This is a genomic window from Streptomyces sp. IBSBF 3136 (assembly GCF_036815105.1).
Classification (GTDB): Bacteria; Actinomycetota; Actinomycetes; order Streptomycetales; family Streptomycetaceae; genus Streptomyces.
Window position 1 is genome coordinate 1 of the sequence record NZ_JAJSZC010000045.1, and the last position, 15953, is coordinate 15953.

Consider the following 15953-nt stretch of genomic DNA (forward strand, 5'->3'; position numbering starts at 1 on the left):
GGGGGCCCCGGCGGGGGCGGCCCCCCCGGGGGAGGCGCCCCGGGGGGGCGGCGGGGCCGGCCCGCGGCGAGAAGCCACGCTTTCCAGAGAGGGCCGAACCATGCCCGGCGAACATCAAATCGTGGAGTCCGCCGAGATTTCCGAGAATGTGGTCTCCGAGATCATTTCCCGTACGTTCCGATCCATTCCGCGCAGTGACCAGAGGCGTTGGGGCGAACTTTATGTGAGAGGTCTGCTCTCGGTTCCCGGCAGGAAGACGATGCGGGCGATCGCCGACGGAGCGGGCGGCGGGGTGGAGCAGAGCCTCTACCAGTTCATCACCAAGTCGCCGTGGGCCGCCGAGCCGGTGCGCCGCGAGCTCGCGGACCTGCTGCTGCGGCTCGAACCGCGCGCCTGGGTGGTCCACCCGCTGGTCATCTCCAAGGTGGGTCAGCACTCGGTGGGCGTGGAGCGGCGGTGGGTGTCGAGTTACGGACGGGTCGTCAACTGCCAGCAGGCCGTCGGCGTGTGGCTGGCCGGGGACCGGGCGTCCTGCCCCGTCGACTGGCGCCTGGCGCTGCCCGAGAGCTGGGCGGGCGAGGCGTCGCTGCGGCGCCGCGCCTGCATCCCGGAGGACATCGGCTCCTGCCCGCCCGAGCAGTGCGCGGTGCAGTCCGTCTCCGCGATGGCCGGCGACTGGGGACTGCCGCACCGGCCGGTGGTGATGGACCTGCGCGAGAACGACGCGTACGCCATCTGCGCGGTCCTGCTGGAACGCCGTATGCCCTTCGTCGTCCGGATCGACCCGGCGGCCCGCGGCCTGGCCATGCGGCCGGTGCGCCCCTCGGTGCGCCCGGGCGGGCCCGAGCAGCTGTCCGAGGACACGGGCGCGCCCTGCCCGCCCGGCTCCCCGCTCGCCCTGGTGCCCGAGCTGAGCCGGCAGTGCCTGCCGGTGGAGTGGTACGACCACGAGGCGGACGCCCTGCGGGCGACCTCGGTGGGCGCCGCCCGGGTGCTGCTGCGCCGGACGGGCCCCGACGCCCCCCGGCCGCTCCCCGCCGACCAGCAGGAACTCATCCTGGTCGGCGCCTGGCGGGACCCGGGCCGGCGCACCCCGAGCGCGTACTGGCTGTCGAACCTGCCCCAGTCGCAGCTCGGCACCGTCTACCGCACCGCCATGCTCGCCCGCCGCGTCACCCGCGACCTGGCCGAGGTCGGCGAGGGGCTCGGCATCAGGGACTTCGAGGGCCGGTCCTTCCGGGGCTGGCACCACCACATGACGATGGTCTCGCTGGCCCACGCGGCCACCGTGCTGTCCGCGGCACAGCGCCCCGGGACCTGGCCGCCGGCGGTGCGGATGCCCGCGCCCCGCGAGCGGATGGGGGTGCGTGCCGCGTGACGACTCTCGTCGACACGGAACTGGAGCGGGTGCGCACGGCACTCGACGGACTGCTCGCGTCCTGGCTGCCCGGCCGGCGCTGGTACGCCGGCAAGGACACCGGGACGCCCGAGGTCACCACCCGGCTCCTGGAGCGGGTGCTGCCGGGCGACCCGGCGCTCCTGGTCGCGGTCTTCGACGCCGGAGCGGACGGCCCCTACCAGGCGCTGCTGGGTCTGCGCCGGGGACCGGCCCCCGTGCCGCCGGACGCGGTGGCCGGGCGGCTGACCGCACCCGGCGGCCCGGCCCTCACCCTGTACGAGGCCACCGAGGACCCGGAGCTGATGACGCGGCTGCTGGAGTGCTTCGGCGCCGGCCCACGTGGCCCGGTGCGCTTCGAGCGGCTGCCCGGCAGCGAACTGCCCCTCGGTGTACCCGGGGTGGCGAGCACGGCGGAGCAGTCCAACACCTCGGTGGCCTTCGCGGACCGGGCGATGTTCAAGGTGCTGCGCCGCCCGGTGCCCGGCACCAGCCCGGAACTGGAGCTGCTCGGCGCGCTGCAGCGGGCCGGGGACGTGCCGAGCGCCGCGCCGCTGGCCCATGTGCGCACCACGGACGAGTCCTCGGTGGGCGCCCTGACGCTCGGCATCCTCCAGGAGTTCGTGCGCTCGCGCGGCGACGGCTGGGCCGCCGCCACCGACCGGGCCCGCGCCTGCCTGGCGGGTGAGGACGGCGCCGGGACACCGGCCGGGGCCGGCGCCTTCGCCGAGGAGTCGTACGGACTCGGCCTGGCGACCGCCCGGGTGCACACCGCGCTGGCCGAGCAGCTCGGCAGCCGTCCGCTGACCGGGCCGGAGAGCGAGGCCCTGCTCGACCTGCTGGGCGAGCGGCTGGCCGACGGGCTGCGGGCGGTGCCCCGGCTGGCGCCGTACGCGGACGGGCTGTGGGACCTGCACGAGGAGCTGCGCCGCGGCGTGCTCGGCGGCCGCCCGCCGCTCGTCCAGCGGGTCCACGGCGATCTGCACCTGGGGCAGGTGCTGCGCGCCGGACAGGGCTGGGTGCTCATCGACTTCGAGGGCGAGCCCGGGCACTCGCCCGAGGAGCGGCGTCGGCCGCAGCCCGCCCTGCGCGACGTGGCGGCGATGCTGCGCTCCTTCGACTACGCGGCCCACCACGCGCTGGCCGAGGCGCTGGGCCGGCCGCCGGGCGAGGCGGCCGCCGCCGACCCGCGGGCGGCCCGCCGGGCCACCGCCTGGGCGGTGCACAACCGGCAGGCGTACTGCGCCGGTTACGCGGCGGGCGGTGGCCAGGACCCGCGCCGCGATCCGGTGCTGGTGCGCGCCTTCGAGGCGGACAAGGCCGTGTACGAGGCGGTGTACGAGGCCCACAACCGGCCCGCCTGGCTGCCGATCCCGCTCGCCGCCGTCCGCCGCCTCGTCGAGGAATTCCGGCACGAGAATTGAAAGTTCAGGAAGTCCGCGAACGCTTTTTGTGCGCGCGGTACGGACCCGCTGAAGATATGACACGTTCGCGGAATGTCAGGAACGGGAGATTCGATGGTTCATCAGTCCCGGACGAATTCAGAATCATAATGCGAAGGGTGTGACCATGTCCGACACCGTCAACTTCACGTTCTCCGACACCATCGCGGGCCGGGTGGCCGGATTCGACCGCGAGGCGCGCGTCTTCACCCTCGTCACCGCCGACGGCCGCCCCTTCGAGGTCTCGCTGGACGGCGGGCCCGGCGCGGAGCTGCTGCACAACCTCGGGGAGCCCTACCAGGACGCCTCCGGGCACATCGACGAGCTGCTGGAGGAGGGCCGGTACGTCCTCGCGTACGGCATCTTCTACCCCATGGCGGACGGGCTGCGGTTCGAGGCCAAGCGGCTGGTCTTCACGGGGCGGCAGACGGACGACCACCGGTTCGAGGAGGCCGGCTGGTGGATCCGGCAGATCCGGGAGATCGCCGCCTTCTACCGCAAGGCCCAGTTCGGCGACGGGCCGGTGGACTTCACGCGCTACCGCACCGAGATCCGGCTCAGCGGCGACAAGACCGCGAGCCACGTCCAGGAGACGGACACCATCTCCCGGCTGGTCTACGGCATGGCCTCCGCGTTCCTGCTCACCGGTGACGACGAGTACCTGGAGGTCGCCGAGCGGGGCACCGAGTACCTGCGCGAGCACATGCGGTTCGTGGACGCCGACGAGAACGTCGTGTACTGGTACCACGGCCTCAAGGTGGACGGGGACGTCGAGACCAAGCTGTTCACCTCGGAGTTCTCCGACGACTACGACGCGCTGCCCGCCTACGAGCAGATCTACGCGCTGGCCGGCCCGGTCCAGACCTACCGGATCACCGGCGACCCGCGCATCAAGGCCGACGCGGACGCCACCATCCGCCTCTTCGACCGGTTCTACCTCGACCCGGAGCACGGCGGGTACTTCTCGCACATCGACCCGATCCTGCTCAGCCCGGAGCACGAGTCGCTCGGCCCCAACCGGGCCCGCAAGAACTGGAACTCCGTCGGCGACCACGCCCCGGCCTACCTGATCAACCTGTACCTGGCCACCGGCGAGAAGACGTACGCCGACATGCTGGAGTACACCTTCGACACCATCGTCAGGCGGTTCCCGGACCCGGAGCACAGCCCCTTCGTGCAGGAACGGTTCCACAAGGACTGGTCGCACGACACCACACACGGCTGGCAGCAGAACCGGGCCGTCGTCGGCCACAACCTCAAGATCGCCTGGAACCTGCTGCGGATGCACTCGCTGCGCCCCAAGGACGGCTACCTGGAGCTGGCCACCTCGCTCGGCGAGACCATGCCCGAGTGGGGCGCGGACCGGCAGCGCGGCGGCTGGTACGACGTGGTGGAACGGACCCGGGTGGCGGGCGAGGACCGGCACCGGTTCACCTGGCACGACCGCAAGGCGTGGTGGCAGCAGGAGCAGGCGATCCTCGCCTACCTCATCCTGCACGGCACGACCGGCCGGGCCGACTTCCAGGGCGAGGCCCGGGACGCGCAGGCCTTCTACAACGCCTTCTTCCTCGACCACGACGAGGGCGCCGTCTACTTCAACGTGCTGGCGAACGGGCTGCCGTACCTCCTCGGGGTCGAGCGGCTCAAGGGCAGCCACTCGATGTCGATGTACCACTCGGCCGAGCTGTGCTACCTCGCCGCCGTCTACAACAACCTGCTGCTGGGGGGCAGCGCCATGGACTTCTGGTTCAAGCCGGACCCCGCGCTGATCGAGGGCCGGGTGCTGCGGGTGGCCCCCGACCTGCTGCCGCGCGGCTCCGTGCGCATCGAGTCGGTGGAGATCGACGGCGAGCCGCACGGCGCGTTCGACGCCGAGGCTTTGCTCGTCCAGCTGCCCGAGACGTCGGGGCGGGTCAAGGTGAAGGTGCGACTGGCCCCCGTGGCCCGGACGGAGGTGGCGGGATGACCGTCAAGCTCAGCTCCCGCAGTGAGGGCGACACCGCGGTCGTCGTCCTCGAAGGAGAGATCAACTCGACCACGTCCGGCGGGCTCCAGGCCCAGCTGCTGCCGTTCGTCGGACAGGGCAGCCGGCTGGTCATCGACCTCAGCGGGGTCAGCTACGTCTCCAGCGCGGGCCTGCGCACCCTGCTGATCGTGCACCGCAGGGCCCAGCAGCTGGAGACCGGGGTGACCCTGGTCGGCCTGTCGGAGGAGGTCCGGTTCGTGATGTCCGCCACCGGGTTCCTGGACTTCTTCCGGATCGAGGAAGACCTGGACGCCGCACGGGAACGCACGGGCCGATGACCACCCCGGAGGTACGCGAGCGCGTCGACGCGTTCCCCACCCGCCGGATCGGCGGCTACCGGGTCAGGGCCGGCCGGCCCTTCCCGTACGGCGCCCATCCGGTGCCGGGCGGGATCAACTTCTCCGTCTACTCCGACCGGGCCACCGCGATGCGGCTGGTGCTCTTCGAGCGGGGCGCCCGGCGCCCCACGGCCGAACTGGAGTTCCCGCCGGAGTTCCGCACCGGCAGCGTGTACGCGATGACGGTCTTCGGCCTCGACCCGGAGAACCTGGAGTACGGCTTCCGCGCCGACGGCCCCTTCGACCCGGAGGCCGGCGACCGGTTCGACGCCGGCAAGGTGCTCAGCGACCCCTACGCCCGGCTGGTCTCCGGCCGGGACGTGTGGGGGCGGGAGCCGGACTGGGACGACGTCTACCCCTACCGGGCCAAGGTGCTCGACGAGGACTTCGACTGGGGCGACGACACCCCGCTCGGCATCCCCACCGAGGACCTGGTCGTCTACGAGACCCACCTGCGCGGCTTCACCCGCCACCCGTCGTCCCGGGTGAGCGCACCGGGCACCTACGCGGGCCTGCGGGAGAAGATCCCCTACCTGCGGGACCTCGGCGTCAACTGCGTCGAGCTGCTGCCGGTCTTCGAGTTCGACGAGCTGGACAACCCGCGCACCGACCCGGCGACCGGCGGGCGCCTGCACAACTACTGGGGCTACAACACCGTCTCGTTCTTCGCGCCCAAGGCCGGGTACGCGGCCACCGGCCGGTTCGGGATGCAGGCCGACGAGTTCAAGACCCTCGTCCGGGAGCTGCACCGGGCCGGCATCGAGGTCGTCCTCGACGTGGTCTTCAACCACACCGCCGAGGGCAACGAGCACGGCCCGACCATCTCGTTCCGCGGCCTGGACAACGCCACGTACTACATGCTCACGCCGCGCGGCGAGTACTACAACTTCAGCGGCACCGGCAACACCGTCAACTGCAACCACCCCGTGGTCCGCGACTTCGTGCTGTCCTGCCTGCGCTACTGGGTGGCCGAGTACCACATCGACGGCTTCCGGTTCGATCTCGCCGCCATCCTCGACCGGGCCCCCGACGGCACCCCGCTGCCCAACCCGCCGCTGCTGGAACAGCTGGCCCACGACCCTATCCTGCGCCACACCAAGCTGATCGCCGAGGCGTGGGACGCGGCCGGCCTCTACCAGGTCGGCGCGTTCCCCAACTACGGCCGCTGGTCGGAGTGGAACGGCAAGTACCGCGACACCGTGCGCCGCTTCGTCAAGGGCGAGCCCGGCCTGGTCGGCGAGCTGGCCACCCGTATGGCCGGCTCCCCCGACCTGTACCGCGACCGCACCGCCTCGGCCTCGGTCAACTTCGTCACCGCGCACGACGGGTTCACCCTGAACGACCTGGTGACGTACAACGGCAAGCACAACGAGGCCAACGGCGAGGACAACCGCGACGGGGCCGACGACAACCACAGCTGGAACTGCGGCGAGGAGGGGCCCAGCGCCTCGGCGCGCGTCCGCGACCTCCGGACGCGCCAGATGAAGAACATGCTGGGCGTCCTGCTCACCAGCCAGGGCGTCCCGATGATCCTGGCCGGCGACGAGGTCGGGCGCACCCAGCTCGGCAACAACAACGGCTACTGCCAGGACAACGAGCTGTCCTGGTTCGACTGGGGGCTCGTCGAGGCCAACGCCGAGCTGCTGAGGTTCACCCGCTCCCTGATCGCCTTCCGGCACGCCCATCCCGTCCTGCGCACCGCCGACCACCCGGTCGGCTCGGACCGGGTCGGCAGCGGCTACCCCGACATCAGCTGGCACGGCGTACGGGCCTGGCACCCGGACTGGTCCGCGCACAGCAGGGTGCTCGGCCTGATGCGCTGCGGCCGGCACGCCAAGGGCGGAACCGTCGCCGACGACCACGTCTACATCGCCGTCAACGCGCACTGGGAAGCGCACGACCTGGAGCTGCCCGGCCTGCCCGAGGGGCAGGCCTGGCACCTGTTCGCCGACACCGGACTGGCCGCACCGTACGGGCTCGCCCCGGTGGGCGGCGAGAGCGAGCTGCACCACCCGGGCCGCTACCACCTGGGTCCGCACGCCCTGGTGATCCTCGTCGGCAGGGACCGCCGCACCGGCTGACCGCCGTACCGGGCCTCGACACGAGGCATCACCGCCTCACCCAAGGAGAGTTGTTCATGTCGTTCGACGGAATCCTCAACGTCACCGGGGGCCTCGCGACCATCGAGGTCAAGGGCGAACTCGACGCGTCCACCGCGCCCCGCTTCCACGACCTGGTCGACCAGGCGGCCGAGGAGGGCGCGGTGCGGCTGGAGATAGACGCCCGCCACCTCGACTACCTGTCCAGCGCCGGCCTGCGCTCGCTGGTCTTCGCCCGCCAGAAGATGGGCGACGAGGTGCGCATCGCCGTGATCGGCGCCACGGAGCCGGTGAGCCGCACCATCCGGCTGGCGGGCTTCGACCACAGCATCGAGCTGATCGACGCCTGAGAGGGGCGGGAGATGGCGATCGACTCAGGGGCCGCGTCGGCCAAACACACCGCCGGGCAGGAGTGGTGCGAGGCGCACTGCGCCGCCGTGCCGCTCGTCGACCGGGCCGCGCCGGGGCTGCGGATCCCGGCCGACCTGGAGTCCCTGGACCTGGTCGCCGGGTTCGTCCTCGAGCTCGGGCGGTCGGGCCGGCTGAGCGGCAGCGAGACCTACCGGCTGCGGCTGGCGGCCGACGAGCTGGCCACCAACATCGTCATGCACGGCTACCGCGGAGCGCCCGGCGCCATCTGCGTGGACGGCGGCTTCACCGCGGACCGGGTGTGGGTGCGCTTCGCCGACGACGCCCCGCCCTTCGACCCGCGCGGTGGCATGAAGGCGCCCGACCTGGAGGTGCCGCTGGCCCGGCGGGCCGTCGGCGGCCTCGGGGTCTTCCTGGCCCTGACGGCCGTGGACCGCTTCGACTACGAGCTGGTGGCGGGGCGCAACGTCAGCACGCTGACGATCCGCCGCGGCCACCACGGATAGATGAGACGAGATGTCACAGACGAAGGTGCTGCTGCTCGACGAACACCGGCGCGCCCCGGCCGAGTTGCTGGCCACGCTCGAGGCGCTGCGGTTCACGGTCCGCCGCCGCACCCCGGGCGAGGCCCTGGCGCAGGCGCCCGGCGGGCTGGGGGAGACCGACGTGCTGCTCGTCTCCGCCCGGCTCGCGCCGGCCACCGTGAAGGCCGTCGTACGGCGGCTCGACGACGAGGGGCGGCAGCCGACCGTCGTGGCGTTCGCGGACCACGACCTGCACCTGCTGGGCGGTCACGTCCAGGCGGGCTTCGACTATCTCGTGCCCCCCTTCCACCACGAACTGGTCCGCGCCCGGCTGCGCAACTGCCATGAGCGGGCCGAGTTCACCCGCACCCTGGAGGACGTCACCGCCCACGCCGAACTGCTCAGCTACGAACGGGAGCTGGAGATCGGCCGGGAGATACAGCTCGGCTTCCTGCCGGACACGCTGCCCAACCCCGACGACTGGGAGATCGACGTCCGCTTCCGGCCGGCCCGCACCGTGGCCGGGGACTTCTACGACGTCTTCGAACTGGTCAACCGGCGCCGGCTGGCCCTGGTCGTGGCCGACGTCTGCGACAAGGGGGTGGGCGCTGCCCTGTTCATGGCGCTGATCCGCAGTCTGCTGCGGCACACCGCCGAGCAGAGCGGCCTGCAGAACCTGATCGCCGCCGACGTGCTGAACGAGTCCACCGTCTGGGAGGAGCAGACCCGCGCCATCCCCGTCGTGGGGGCCACCCCGCTGCTGAACGCGGTGGCGGGCACCAACAACTACCTGACCCGCAACCACATCAGGCAGGGCTACTTCGCCACCCTCTTCTTCGGCGTCCTCGACCCGCTCACCGGCAACCTCGTCTACATCAACGGCGGCCACAACCCGCCCGTGCTGGTCAGCGCCGACGGTTCCGAACCGGTGCTGCTGGAGCCCACGGGACCGGCGGTCGGCGTCATCCCCGACGTCACCTTCTCGCTCGGCTACGCGCAGATCAGCCCCGGCGACACCCTCTTCATCTACACCGACGGGGTGACCGAGGCGCGCTCCGGGACGGGACGGTTCTTCGGGAACGACCTGATGATCGAACAGCTGGCCGAGGCGGCGGTGCGCGGCGAGGAGCTCCTCGACCACATGGACGGTGTGCTGGGCGAGTTCGTCGGCCCGGCCGAACAGTCGGACGACATCACCATGATGGCCGTGCACCGGCGCAAGTCCTGACCGAACCCCGGGTGGAGACCATGTCGCAGATCATCACCGTGCACTCGTACCGGGGCGGTACGGGCAAGTCCAGCACGGCCGCCAACCTGGCGGTGCTCCTGGCCTCCTCCGGGCGCAGGGTCGCACTGGTGGACACCGACATCCAGACCCCCGCCCTCGACATCCTGTTCGGGGACGCGCTCGGCACGGTCCGGCACTCGCTCAGCGACTACCTGATCGGGCGCTGCGAGATCGAGGACGCCGCGTACGCCGCGGAGGCGGACGCCGGGCACGACGGCTTCTTCGTGGTGCCGGCCCGCAGCCGGGCGGCCGGCATCAACGAGATCATGGGCCGCGGCTACGACGTCGGGCTGCTGCGGGAGGGCTTCGACCGGCTGATCGACTCCCTCGCGCTCGACGTGCTGCTCCTCGACACCCACGCCGGCTTCAACAACGAGACGGTGACCTCGATGGCCAGCTCGGACGCCCTGGTGGTGGTCACCCGGGCGGACCGGCTGGACATGGCGGGGGCCGCCGAGACGATGTCGCTCGCCGAACGCCTCGGCTGCGGGCGGCTGAGCGTGGCGGTGAACCTGGTGCCGGCCGGGACGGAACCGGAGCCGCTGCGCGCCAAGGTGGAGAACGCCTTCGGCACCCCGATCACCGTGGCACTGCCCTACGCCCCCGAGATGGCCTCGCTGGCCGGGGAACGGCTGTTCAGCACGGCCTATCCGCACCACCCGCTGGTGGCGGGCTACCGCCGCATCATCGCCGACGTGAGCAACGGGACCACGGCGCTGCGCCGGCCGGCGCCGCATCCCCCTTCCCTGTCCTGACCCCGGTCCGCACCGGAACCGGGCCCACCACCGTACTTCGGTGCCAGGAGGCATGAGCATGCAAGGCAAGCCCGACGTCCGTCGGCCGGCCCCCACGGTCGGCCGGATACCCGTGCGGGACGTCCGCCCCCAGGTGGACGCGGGTCGCCGACCCGCCCGCGCCGTGCCGGGCGAGCTGTTCGAGGTGTCCGCCACGGTCTTCAGGGAGGGACACGACGCGGTCGCCGCGAACGTCGTCCTGACCGACCCGGACGGCGTGCCGGGACCCTGGACGCCCATGCGCCTGGTCGCGCCGGGCACCGACCGCTACGCCGCCCAGGTCGCGGCCGACCGGGAGGGCGAGTGGACGTACCGGGTGGAGGCCTGGACCGATCCGGTGGCCACCTGGCGGCACACCGCGCGGATCAAGGTCCCGGCCCGGATCGACGTGGAGCTGGTGCTGGCGGAGGGCGCGCTGCTGTTCGAGCGGGCGCTGCACAAGCTGCCGGCCGACGGCCCGCAGCGGGACCGGGAGGTGCTCGCGGCGGCCCGGGACCGGCTCCTGGACGGCACGCTCGCCCCCGACGACCGGCTCGCCGCCGCGCTCGGTGCCGAGGCGACCGGCGTCCTCACCGCGCGGCCGCTGCGCGAGCTGGTCACCTCCTCCGGCGAGCTGCCGCTGCGCGTCGACCGCGAGCGGGCGCTGTTCGGGTCCTGGTACGAGTTCTTCCCGCGCTCCGAGGGCGCCGTGCCCGCCGCGGTGAACGCCGAGGGCGTGCTGGAGCCGCCGCGCTCGGGAACCCTGCGGACCGCGGCGGAGCGGCTGGAGGCGGTCGCCGCGATGGGCTTCGACGTGGTGTACCTGCCGCCCGTCCACCCGATCGGCACCACCCACCGCAAGGGCCGCGGCAACACCCTGGCCGCGGGCCCGCACGACCCGGGATCGCCCTGGGCGATCGGCTCCCCGGCCGGCGGCCACGACGCGGTCCACCCGGACCTCGGCACGCTCGACGACTTCGACCACTTCGTCGCCCGGGCCGGCGAGCTCGGCCTGGAGGTGGCGCTCGACTTCGCCCTGCAGTGTTCGCCGGACCACCCCTGGGTCACCGAGCACCCGGAGTGGTTCCGGCACCGGATCGACGGGTCGATCGCCTACGCCGAGAACCCGCCGAAGAAGTACCAGGACATCTACCCCCTGGACTTCGACAACGAGCCGGAGGGGCTGTACGCCGAGTGCCTGCGTCTGCTGCGGCACTGGATGGCGCACGGGGTGCGCATCTTCCGGGTGGACAACCCGCACACCAAGCCCGTCTGGTTCTGGGAACGGCTCATCGAGGAGGTGCACGCCACCGACCCGGACGTGCTCTTCCTCGCCGAGGCGTTCACCCGGCCCGCGATGATGCACAGCCTGGCCCGGATCGGCTTCCACCAGTCGTACACGTACTTCACCTGGCGCAACTCCAAGGAGGAGGTGGAGTCCTACCTGGCCGAACTGGCCGGTCTCGGCGGCGAGGAGAGCGCGGCCTACCTGCGGCCCAACCTCTTCGTGAACACCCCGGACATCCTCAACGCCTTCCTCCAGTACGGCGGCCGCGCGGCCTTCGCCGTCCGGGCCGTGCTCGCCGCTACGGCGGCCCCCGCCTGGGGCGTGTACGCGGGCTACGAGCTGTACGAGAACGTGCCCGCCGGACCCGGCAGCGAGGAGTACCTCGACTCGGAGAAGTACCAGTACCGGCCCAGGGACTGGAAGGCGGCCGACGCCTCGGGCGACACCCTCGCCCCGCTGCTCACCACGCTCAACGGGCTGCGCCGGGACCACCCCGCCCTGCGCCGGCTGCGCAACCTGCGCTTCCACCGGGCGGACAACGACGCGGTGGTCTGCTTCTCCAAACGGGCCGGGGACGACTGGGTCCTCGTGGTGCTCAACCTCGATCCGCACAGTGTGCGGGAGGCGACCGTCCACCTCGACCTGCCGGCCCTCGGCCTGGACCGCGCCGACACCTTCGACGCGCACGACGCGCTGTCCGGCGAGACGTACCGCTGGGGCCGCGAGAACTACGTACGTCTCGACCCGCGGCACCAGGTCGCCCACATCATCACGGACAGGACGCGCCTCTCGTGAACCCGCCGGTTTCCCCCCACCTCCTCCGGACGGCCCCCGCACGGCTGCCGGCCACCGACCTCAGGCGTCTGGCCTCCGGCGAGACCAGCGATCCCCACGCGCTGCTCGGCCCGCACCCAGGACCCGACGGCGTGACCCTGCGCGTCCTCAAACCCCTCGCCGAGGCGGTGTGGGCCGTCGGCCCGGCCGGGGAGGTGCTCGCCGAGCTGCGGCACGAAGGCGGCGGCGTCTTCACCGGGACACTGCCCGGACCCGGCGACCCCGCCGGCGACCCCGAGTACCGGCTGCGGGTGCGCTACGCCGACTGCGTGTGCGAGACGGACGACCCGTACCGCTTCCCGCCCGTGCCCGGCGAGCTGGACCTGTACCTGATCGCGGAGGGCCGGCACGAGCGGCTGTGGACCGTGCTCGGCGCACGGGTGCTGGAGCACCGGTCGGTGACCGGCACCGCGTTCGCGGTCTGGGCGCCGAACGCCCGCGCCGTACGGGTCGTCGGGGACTTCAACCACTGGGCCGGCGTGGGCCACCCCATGCGCTCGCTGGGCGCCTCGGGCGTGTGGGAGCTGTTCGTGCCGGGCGTCGGCGACGGCTGCCGGTACAAGTTCGAGATCCTCGGCCCCGACGGCACCTGGCGGCAGAAGGCCGACCCGCTGGCCCGCTCGGCCGAGGCGGCGCCAGGCACCGCCTCCGTCGTCTTCACCGCGGGCCACCGGTGGACCGACGGCGAGTGGATGGCCGCCCGCGGCCGCAGGCCCGCCGAGCGGGCGCCGATGAGCGTGTACGAACTGCACCTCGGCTCCTGGCGGCCCGGCCGCACCTACCGCGAGCTGGCCACCGAACTGCCCGGCTACGTCAAGGCGCTGGGCTTCACCCACGTGGAGTTCCTGCCGGTCGCCGAGCACCCGTTCCGCGGCTCGTGGGGATACCAGGTCACCTCGTACTACGCGCCGATGGCCGCGCCGGGCACCCCCGACGACTTCCGGTACCTGGTGGACGCCCTGCACCGGGCCGGCATCGGCGTCATCCTCGACTGGGTGCCGGCGCACTTCCCCAAGGACGACTGGGCGCTGGCCCGGTTCGACGGCACCGCGCTGTACGAGCACCCCGACCCGCGCCGCGGCGAGCACCCCGACTGGGGCACCCTCGTCTTCGACTACGGCCGCGAGCAGGTCCGCAACTTCCTGGTCGCCAACGCCCTGTACTGGTGCGCCGAGTTCCATGTGGACGGCCTGCGGGTGGACGCCGTCGCCTCGATGCTCTACCTCGACTACTCCCGCCCCGAGGGCGGCTGGCTGCCCAACGCCTACGGCGGCCGGGAGCACCTGGAGGCGGTGGAGTTCCTCCAGGAGATGAACGCCGCCGTCTACCGCAGCAACCCCGGCGTGGTCACCATCGCCGAGGAGTCCACGGCCTGGGACGGCGTGACCCGGCGCACCGACCACGGCGGGCTCGGCTTCGGCTTCAAGTGGAACATGGGCTGGATGCACGACTCCCTGGACTACATGGGCCGGGACCCGGTGCACCGCCGGTACCACCACCACGCGCTGACCTTCCCCCTGGTGTACGCCTACACCGAGAACCACCTGCTGCCGGTCAGCCACGACGAGGTGGTGCACGGCAAGGGCTCGCTGCTCGGCAGGATGCCGGGCGACCCCTGGCGCAGGTTCGCCGGCGTGCGGTCCTACCTCGCCCTGATGTGGGGCTTCCCGGGCAAGCAACTGCTTTTCATGGGCCAGGAGTTCGCTCAGGAAAGCGAGTGGTCGCACGACACGGGGACCGACTGGGCCGCGCTCGGGCACGCCCCGCACACCGGGGTGCGCGACCTGGTGCGCGACCTCAACGCGCACTACCTGGAGCTGCCCGCCCTGTGGAGCCTGGACGCCGACCCCGAGGGCTTTCGCTGGCTGGACGCGGACGCGGCCGAGGACAACGTGTACTCCTTCGTCCGCTACGACACCGACGGCTCGCCCCTGGTGTGTGTGCACCACTTCCAGCCGGGCGTGCGCCACGGCTACCGCATCGGCCTGCCCGGCGGTGGTGAGTGGACCGAGATCCTCAACACCGACGCGGACCGCTACGGCGGCTCCGGCGTGGTCAACTCCGGGCCGCTCACCGCCCGCCCGGAGCCGTGGCAGGGCCAGCGGTGGAGCACCGAGGTCACCCTGCCGCCGCTCGGCGTCATCTGGCTGCGTCCGCGGCGCGTCGCCGCGGCCGGCGAACCGTACGGAGAGGGGACACCCGCATGAGCGAGTACCTGTGGGACGAGTACCGGCGCATCCTCGGCGGGGCACGCACGATCGCCGTGGTCGGCGCCTCGGCGGAGCCGGGCAAGTCCGCGCACGAGATCCCGGCCTACCTGCTGCGCAAGGGCTTCAACGTCATCCCGGTCAACCCCCACCACCGCCAGGTGCTGGGCCGGCCGGCCTTCGCCTCGCTGCTCGACATCGGCGAACCGGTCGACGTCGTGGACGTCTTCCGGCCGGCGCCGAAGACGCCGGCCGTGGCCCGGCAGGCCCTTCGGATCGGGGCGCGGGCGCTGTGGCTCCAGCTCGGCATCGTCTCCGACGAGGCACGCGACATCGCCGAAGCGGGCGGGCTGCGGGTGGTCATGAACCGCTGCCTCGGAGCGGTCCACGCGGAGCTGGAGCCGGCCGGGGAGCTGACCCGTCCGACCTGAGGAAAGGGACGCACACATGGGGATCGTCGACACCGTCGTCGTGGGGGGCGGCCCGGCCGGGCTGTCCGCGGCGCTCTACCTGGCCCGCTACAACCGCGAGGTCCTGGTCTTCGACACCGGGCACGGACGCTCGACCCACCACCAGACCAACCACAACTACCTCGGCTTCCCGGACGGTGTCCCCACCGTCGACCTGCGCAAGCTCGGCCGGGAGCAGCTCGCCCGCTACCCCCACGCCCGGGTCCTGCACCATCTGATCACCGAGGCCGGGGGCGACGCCGGGCAGGGCTTCACGGTCCGTTCCCAGGGCCGCTCCTGGCGGGCTCGGTCGCTGGTGCTCGCCACCGGCGTCCTCGACCACTTCCCGCACTTCCAGGGCTGGGAGCCGTACGTCGGCCGGTCGATGTTCTGGTGCATCGCGTGCGACGGGTACGAGAACCGGGGGCGCAGCATCCTGGTCGTCGGCCACACCGACGCGGCCGCGGGTGAGGCCATGCAGCTGCACAGCCTCACCGACCGGGTGCGGCTGCTGACCAACAGCGCGAGCGACGAGATCAGCCCGAAGTTCCGGCGCCGGCTGGCGGGCGCCGGGATCCCCGTGGTGCACGACCGGATCGCGGAGGCGGAGGGCGCGGACGGGATGCTGTCGGCGGTGGTGACCCGGCAGGGCCGCCGGCTGGAGCTCGACGCGCTCTTCTCCATCCAGGGCGCCACCCCCGAGACCGCGCTCGCCCGGCAGCTGGGTGTCCGGCTCGCCCCCACCGGATACGTGGCGGTGGACTCCGAGCAGCGGACCAGCGTGCCGGGCGTCTACGCGGCCGGCGACCTCACCGCGCTGCACTCCCATCAGGTGACGGCGGCCGTCCACGAGGGGGCGCAGGCGGCGTCGGCCGCCAACTACTTCCTGCATCCGCCGGAGCTGAAGGCGGACTGAGACC

13 protein-coding genes are annotated in these 15953 nt (G+C 72.5%); all 13 read left to right on the forward strand.

The window, feature by feature from the left end:
• Window positions 1-100: 100 nt before the first annotated feature.
• Window positions 101-1378 carry an IS701 family transposase gene (locus tag V7E45_RS12540; protein ID WP_333774196.1) on the forward strand — a complete coding sequence of 426 codons (1278 nt, stop codon included), beginning with the start codon at window positions 101-103 and terminating at the stop codon, window positions 1376-1378.
• On the forward strand, window positions 1375-2820 hold the full coding sequence (locus V7E45_RS12545; protein WP_333774197.1) for a maltokinase N-terminal cap-like domain-containing protein: 1446 nt from the start codon (window positions 1375-1377) through the stop codon (window positions 2818-2820). The genes V7E45_RS12540 and V7E45_RS12545 overlap by 4 nt, the downstream gene beginning before the upstream one ends.
• A gap of 145 nt (window positions 2821-2965) precedes the next feature.
• On the forward strand, window positions 2966-4804 hold the full coding sequence (locus tag V7E45_RS12550) for an AGE family epimerase/isomerase (RefSeq protein ID WP_333774198.1): 1839 nt from the start codon (window positions 2966-2968) through the stop codon (window positions 4802-4804).
• On the forward strand, window positions 4801-5142 hold the full coding sequence (locus V7E45_RS12555; RefSeq protein WP_317444222.1) for an STAS domain-containing protein: 342 nt from the start codon (window positions 4801-4803) through the stop codon (window positions 5140-5142). Before V7E45_RS12550 ends, V7E45_RS12555 begins: the two co-directional genes overlap by 4 nt.
• Window positions 5139-7283, forward strand: a complete 2145-nt coding sequence (gene glgX / locus V7E45_RS12560; protein WP_333774199.1) for a glycogen debranching protein GlgX — start codon at window positions 5139-5141, stop codon at window positions 7281-7283. Before V7E45_RS12555 ends, glgX begins: the two co-directional genes overlap by 4 nt.
• 56 nt (window positions 7284-7339) lie before the next feature.
• Window positions 7340-7651 (forward strand): STAS domain-containing protein, encoded by a 312-nt coding sequence (locus V7E45_RS12565; protein ID WP_333774200.1) that lies wholly within the window; start codon window positions 7340-7342, stop codon window positions 7649-7651.
• Between the two features lie 12 nt (window positions 7652-7663).
• The gene (locus V7E45_RS12570) at window positions 7664-8176 is read left to right on the forward strand and encodes an ATP-binding protein (protein ID WP_333774201.1); all 513 of its coding nucleotides are present in this window, start codon (window positions 7664-7666) and stop codon (window positions 8174-8176) included.
• 10 nt (window positions 8177-8186) lie between these two features.
• Window positions 8187-9422, forward strand: a complete 1236-nt coding sequence (locus tag V7E45_RS12575; RefSeq protein WP_333774202.1) for a PP2C family protein-serine/threonine phosphatase — start codon at window positions 8187-8189, stop codon at window positions 9420-9422.
• 20 nt (window positions 9423-9442) lie between these two features.
• Window positions 9443-10237 carry a MinD/ParA family ATP-binding protein gene (locus tag V7E45_RS12580; protein WP_333774203.1) on the forward strand — a complete coding sequence of 265 codons (795 nt, stop codon included), beginning with the start codon at window positions 9443-9445 and terminating at the stop codon, window positions 10235-10237.
• Between the two features lie 52 nt (window positions 10238-10289).
• Window positions 10290-12338, forward strand: a complete 2049-nt coding sequence (locus V7E45_RS12585; RefSeq protein ID WP_333774204.1) for an alpha-1,4-glucan--maltose-1-phosphate maltosyltransferase — start codon at window positions 10290-10292, stop codon at window positions 12336-12338.
• Window positions 12335-14584, forward strand: coding sequence for a 1,4-alpha-glucan branching protein GlgB (glgB, locus tag V7E45_RS12590; RefSeq protein ID WP_333774205.1), 2250 nt, complete (start codon window positions 12335-12337; stop codon window positions 14582-14584). Before V7E45_RS12585 ends, glgB begins: the two co-directional genes overlap by 4 nt.
• Window positions 14581-15015, forward strand: a complete 435-nt coding sequence (locus tag V7E45_RS12595; protein WP_333774206.1) for a CoA-binding protein — start codon at window positions 14581-14583, stop codon at window positions 15013-15015. The genes glgB and V7E45_RS12595 overlap by 4 nt, the downstream gene beginning before the upstream one ends.
• A gap of 16 nt (window positions 15016-15031) precedes the next feature.
• Entirely contained in the window at window positions 15032-15949 is a 918-nt protein-coding gene (locus V7E45_RS12600; protein ID WP_333774207.1) for an NAD(P)/FAD-dependent oxidoreductase, read from the forward strand.
• Window positions 15950-15953: the final 4 nt, after the last annotated feature.